The 4,870-nt window shown below is 70.2% G+C and carries 6 protein-coding genes; 5 read left to right on the top strand and 1 reads right to left on the bottom strand.

Annotation, left to right across the window (positions count from 1 at the left end; translation table 11 throughout):
- The 3 genes from RWN05_RS18090 to RWN05_RS18080 form a co-directional block, all read left to right on the top strand.
- Nucleotides 1–198 (top strand): aldehyde dehydrogenase family protein (locus tag RWN05_RS18090; RefSeq protein WP_314140613.1); only part of this gene is annotated, 198 nt, incomplete at its 5' end.
- A gap of 437 nt (nt 199–635) precedes the next feature.
- The gene (locus RWN05_RS18085; protein ID WP_314140612.1) at nt 636–845 is read left to right on the top strand and encodes a type II toxin-antitoxin system HicA family toxin; all 210 of its coding nucleotides are present in this window, start codon (nt 636–638) and stop codon (nt 843–845) included.
- Nucleotides 846–893: 48 nt separating this feature from the next.
- A complete protein-coding gene (locus tag RWN05_RS18080) occupies nt 894–1,313 on the top strand; it encodes a helix-turn-helix domain-containing protein (protein ID WP_314140611.1) in 420 nt (139 codons plus the stop codon).
- A gap of 166 nt (nt 1,314–1,479) precedes the next feature.
- Here the strand turns inward: RWN05_RS18080 and RWN05_RS18075 are convergent, their stop codons facing one another.
- Nucleotides 1,480–3,042: a PucR family transcriptional regulator ligand-binding domain-containing protein gene (locus RWN05_RS18075; protein WP_314140610.1), complete on the bottom strand. Its 1,563-nt coding sequence runs from the start codon at nt 3,040–3,042 to the stop codon at nt 1,480–1,482.
- A 62-nt stretch (nt 3,043–3,104) separates the two neighbouring features.
- On the opposite strand from RWN05_RS18075, the gene RWN05_RS18070 reads away from it, so the two are divergent.
- A complete protein-coding gene (locus RWN05_RS18070) occupies nt 3,105–4,427 on the top strand; it encodes an aspartate aminotransferase family protein (protein ID WP_399543154.1) in 1,323 nt (440 codons plus the stop codon).
- A 118-nt stretch (nt 4,428–4,545) separates the two neighbouring features.
- A partial coding sequence (locus RWN05_RS18065) for an aldehyde dehydrogenase family protein (RefSeq protein ID WP_314140608.1) occupies nt 4,546–4,870 on the top strand: 325 nt, incomplete at its 3' end.

Genomic DNA, 4,870 nt, shown 5'->3' with positions numbered 1-4,870 from the left:
TACGTGTACACGACCGACCAGGAACAGGCGCTGCGGGTCGCGGACGGGATCGACGCCGGCATGGTGTGGATCAACCTCGTGCTCGGCGACGCGGCGGAGCTGCCCTTCGGCGGCGTGAAGCGCTCCGGCACCGGCCGCGAGATGGGCAAGCCCGCGATGGACGAGTTCGTCAACAAGAAGCTCATCCGCATCGCGTAGGTGCTTCGGCCCCGGCCACCGACGCCCCCGTCCGGTCACTGAGCCTGTCGAAGTGCGGTCCCGCCCCATGTCGACCGCCCTTCGACAAGCTCAGGGACCGGGATGGGGTGCGCGCGAGGACCGGGACACGGTGCACCCGCTCACCGCGCTCCTCACCCGCGGAACGCTTTCCGGCCACTGAGCTTGTCGAAGTGCCTCGTACGCACCTCGACAAACTCGGTGGCCGAGCTGCGCTCGGTGGCCGAACGTCCCCCACAGGGCGTGCATCACTCCCGTTGTCCACAGGGCGCGCACCCGACCAGGTGCGATGACGTCGCGAGCTAGCCTTTCGAGGAGGGCGAGGCTCGTCAGTCTGGGGCACGGTCGAGTTGCGTCAGCGGCTTCAAATATCTAGCCCCCTCTTCATCTTGAAATCAATGGGGGGCTTGAGTAGAATTATGCCGAGGCCACAGAAGTACCGCGATGTGGTGAGGTTCCTCAGCTCGACAGGCTGGGTGCTGCTCCGGCAGCAGAAGGGTTCCCACGAGAAATGGGGCAATCCGGAGAACGGGCGCGAGTATCTGACGATTCCACATCACGAGGTGTCGGCCGGAATCGTGAAGCAGCTCATCGAGATGTTCCCGGATGCGCCGAGCGGGTGGAAGTAGCGCACCGCACCGCTCGACCGCGCCGACAGACAATCAGGAGGCCCGCGAATGACCGCAGCAACCGTGACCCAGACGCTCGACGTGGTGACCTACCTCGACGGCAAGTGGTGGACGTTCGAGATCCCCTCGCTCACCACCGACTCCCCCCGAGGCGCGGGACACCGGATCGTCGCCATGGGCTCAGCGAAGAGGTTCAAGGACATCGCTGCAGCTGCCCGCGACGTCGCGGCCCTGTGGCTCGATCTCGATGACTACCACGGGGACGTCGTTGTGACGGTCCGGGATGAGGCGGTCGGCCTCTGGGGCGAATCCAACACCCTTGAAGAGCAGGCACGCCAGCAGGTGCGCGAGGCAGCGCGCAAGCGCCGCGAGGCCGTCCTGAGCCTCATCGCCAAGGGAGCCAGCCAGAGCGACGCCGCGGCCGTCTTCGGGGTCTCGGTGCAACGTGTGAGCCAGCTCGTGCACTGACGCTCGTCGATCGGCAGTCCCCACCGAGAACCTCCCCGGTCACTGAGCCCCATCCGGTCACTGAGCCTGTCGAAGTGCAGTCCCGCCCCGATGACCACCGCCCTTCGACAAGCTCAGGGACCGAAGGGGTGAATCTGGGAACGAGGGTGCACGACGCGCGAATCCGTCAGCCGTCGGCGAGCTGGAGGGCGCTCCACAGCTCGGCTCGGTCGCCGAAGCGGGAGAGGTCGAGGTCGAGCAGCGACTCCAGCGTGCCGATGCGCGCTCGGAGGGTCTGCCGGTGGATCCCGAGGCGGCCAGCCGCCTGATCGGTGACGCAGTTGGCCTCCAACCACACCCGAGCCGTGGTCACGTGGACCGCACGAGCCTCAGCGCCGAGCCCGCCCAGCGGCTCGAGCAGCCGGTTCGCCAGCACCTCCCCGCCCGACGCACTCAGCAACCCGAGCAACCCCTGCTCGGCGAGCGCCTCGTATCGCACGAGTCGCGGCGTCTCCCCCGCCGATGCGCGCGCCCGCTCGGCCTCGGCCAGCCCGTCCCGCAACCGCTCCCAGCTCGTCCTCGCCGACACCCCGCCCGACAGCCCGTGGCGACCGACGACGGCGTCCCAGAGTCCGGTGTCCGCGTCGCTCGACACGATGACGATCCGTTCGTCCTGCTCGGCGAAGAACAGCTTGCCGCCATGCGCCGCGGCCTGCACGTCGAGTTCCGAGAGGAAGCCCAGCTCACCCTCGGGGATGTCGACCACGGCGACGCGGATCGGGTCGGGCGGCAGCGGCCCCCAGAGCCGCTGGGCGGTGCGCTCGGCGACCGCGCGGTCGCCGGAGAGCAGCAGCTCGAGGAGCCCGGAGCGCAGCTGCCGGCGTGCGAGGTCGAGGGCGCTGTGCTGCTCGAGGGCGATGCTCGCGAGGCCGATGACACTGGAGACGAGGTCGTGCTCGGCGTGGTCGAGCGGCACACTGGACCCGACCGCGAGGATGCCCCGCAGCTCGCCTCGGCGGCCGAGCGTCAGCAGCGTCGCGCCCTCCGCTCCGTCCGCGAGGTGCAGTCCGGCCCGCGACCCGCGCCGCAGCACCTCGGCGACGGCGGCCTCCACACCCTCCGGCACCGGCTCGCGCGTCCTCGTGGTGACCCGGTTGCCGAGCGCGTCGTACAGCGCGACCCAGCAACCGAGCTGCTGCCCCAGCTCCGCGAGGATCGCGGTCAGGCCGTCGGGTCGGAGCGCGGCCCTCGCGACCGCGCGCTGGGCGGCGAGCGACCACTCGAGCGACGCCACGCGTGCGGCGGCGACCGCGTCGGCGACGAACCGGATGATGCCGATGAACGGCGTCCGCTCCCCCACCTCGAGCAGGGTGAACCCGTGTCGATCGCAGGCGTCGACGAGCCGCTGCGGGATGTCGGCGTGGATGATCCCGGTGGCGAACCCGAGCGCGAGCACACCCCGGGCGGAGAGGCGGCGGACGTACTCGTCGGCGCGGCGGTCGGCGAGCTCGTCGCTCATCTCACCGGTGAACTGCATGCCGTCGGTGAGGAGCAGCTGGCCGGGCTCCAGCCAGGGTGTCGGGTCGCCGAGGTCGGAGCTGTGCACCCAGGCGATGTCGCGGTCGAGGACGTCGGCGTCACCCGCGACGACGAGGCCGAGCTTGAACACCGGCTCGGCCATGAGCGTACGCAGGGACACGTTCGACGACGCACGGCCGACCTCGCCAGCGATCACTGAAGTGGTGGACATGTGCCGAAGCTACCACTGATCCCGCCATGTACATCGGCCACGTCGATTGCCAGGCTGCAGGAGTGATCAATGACTTCCTCTCCGGCCTCGACAACGCCGGCGTCCGCGACGCCGACACCCAGCGCGTCCTGCACTCCTGGTCCGCCCAGAGCACGCTCAAGCCGCTCCCCATCGCGGGCGGCCTCGGCAGCACCGTGTGGGACCACGACGGACGCCACTACCTCGACTTCTCCAGCCAGCTCGTCAACGTGAACCTCGGGTACCAGCACCCGAAGGTCGTCGCGGCGATCCAGGAGCAGGCGGCGCAGCTCACGACGATCGCGCCCGCCGCGGCGAACGCGACCCGTGCCGAGGCTGCTCGTCTCATCCTCGAGCGTGCGCCCGAGGGCTTCGAGAAGGTCTTCTTCACCAACGGCGGCGCCGACGCGAACGAGAACGCGATCCGCATGGCACGCATCGCCACCGGCCGGGACAAGGTCATCTCGACCTACCGCTCGTACCACGGCAACACGGGCGCGGCCATCGTCGCTACGGGCGACTGGCGCCGCATCCCCAACGAATACGCGCGCGGTCACGTGCACGTGTTCGGCCCCTACCTCTACCGCACCGAGTTCTGGGCCACGACGCCGGAGGAGGAGTCGGAGCGCGCTCTCCGTCACCTCGAGCGCACCGTCCAGGCCGAGGGTCCCGGCTCGATCGCCGCGATCCTCCTCGAGACCGTCCCCGGCACCGCCGGCATCCTGACGCCGCCACCCGGCTACCTCGCGGGGGTCCGCGCGATCGCGGACCGCTACGGCATCATGCTCATCCTCGACGAGGTCATGGCCGGCTTCGCCCGCACCGGTGAGTGGTTCGCGTTCGACGCGTTCGACGTGCGACCCGACCTCATCACCTTCGCGAAGGGCGTCAACTCCGGCTACGTGCCGCTCGGTGGCGTCATCGTCTCCGAGCACATCGCCCGCGTCTTCGACGAGCAGGTGTTCCCTGGCGGACTCACATACTCCGGCCACCCGCTCGCCGCCGCGAGTGTCGTCGCGACGCTCACCGCCATGGCCGAGGAAGGCGTCGTCGAACATGCCAAGGCGATCGGCGCCGACCACATCGGGCCCGCGCTCCGCTCCCTCGCCGAGCGCCACGAGCTCATCGGCGAGGTCCGCGGCAGCGGCGTGTTCTGGGCGGTCGAGCTCGTCGAGGACCGCGACACCCGCGCACCACTCGATGCGGCGGCGATGGGTCGGTTCAAGACGTCCCTGCTCGAGGCCGGCCTCCTGCCGTTCATCAGCGAGAACCGCATCCACGTCGTCCCGCCCGCTGTCGTGACCGCCGACGAGGTCGCCTCGGGTGTCGCCATCATCGACGCCGCCCTCGGGGAGCTGCGCGCATGAGCGGCGAGCCGGACCCGTTCTGGGACTCGGTGTCGGGACTCCCGACCCCGGCCCCGTCCGCCGCGGCACGACCAACACCAAGCACCCCTGCACCCCACGACGCCCAGGAGCCATCCGCATGACCACCACCGCCACGAGCACCACCACCGACGCCGGCACGCTGCCGGTCGTCCCGCACTGGATCGACGGAGCCGAGGCCCCGTCCACCTCCGGCCGCACCGCCCCGGTCTACGACCCCGCGCTCGGTGTCGCGACGAAGCACGTCGCGCTCGCAGACCAGTCGGAGATCGACCGCGCCGTCGCATCCGCCGCTGCCGCCTTCCCCGCCTGGCGCGACCTGCCGCTCGCGAAGCGTCAGCAGATCGTCTTCAAGTTCCGTGAGCTGCTCGAGGCGAAGAAGGGCGAGCTGGCGGAGATCATCACGGCGGAGCACGGCAAGGTCG

The sequence above is a fragment of the uncultured Plantibacter sp. genome (assembly GCF_963518075.1).
GTDB classification, from domain to species: Bacteria; Actinomycetota; Actinomycetes; order Actinomycetales; family Microbacteriaceae; genus Plantibacter; species Plantibacter flavus_A.
The sequence above is the reverse complement of the archived record's forward strand: the minus strand, read 5'-3'. Positions and strand labels throughout refer to the sequence as shown.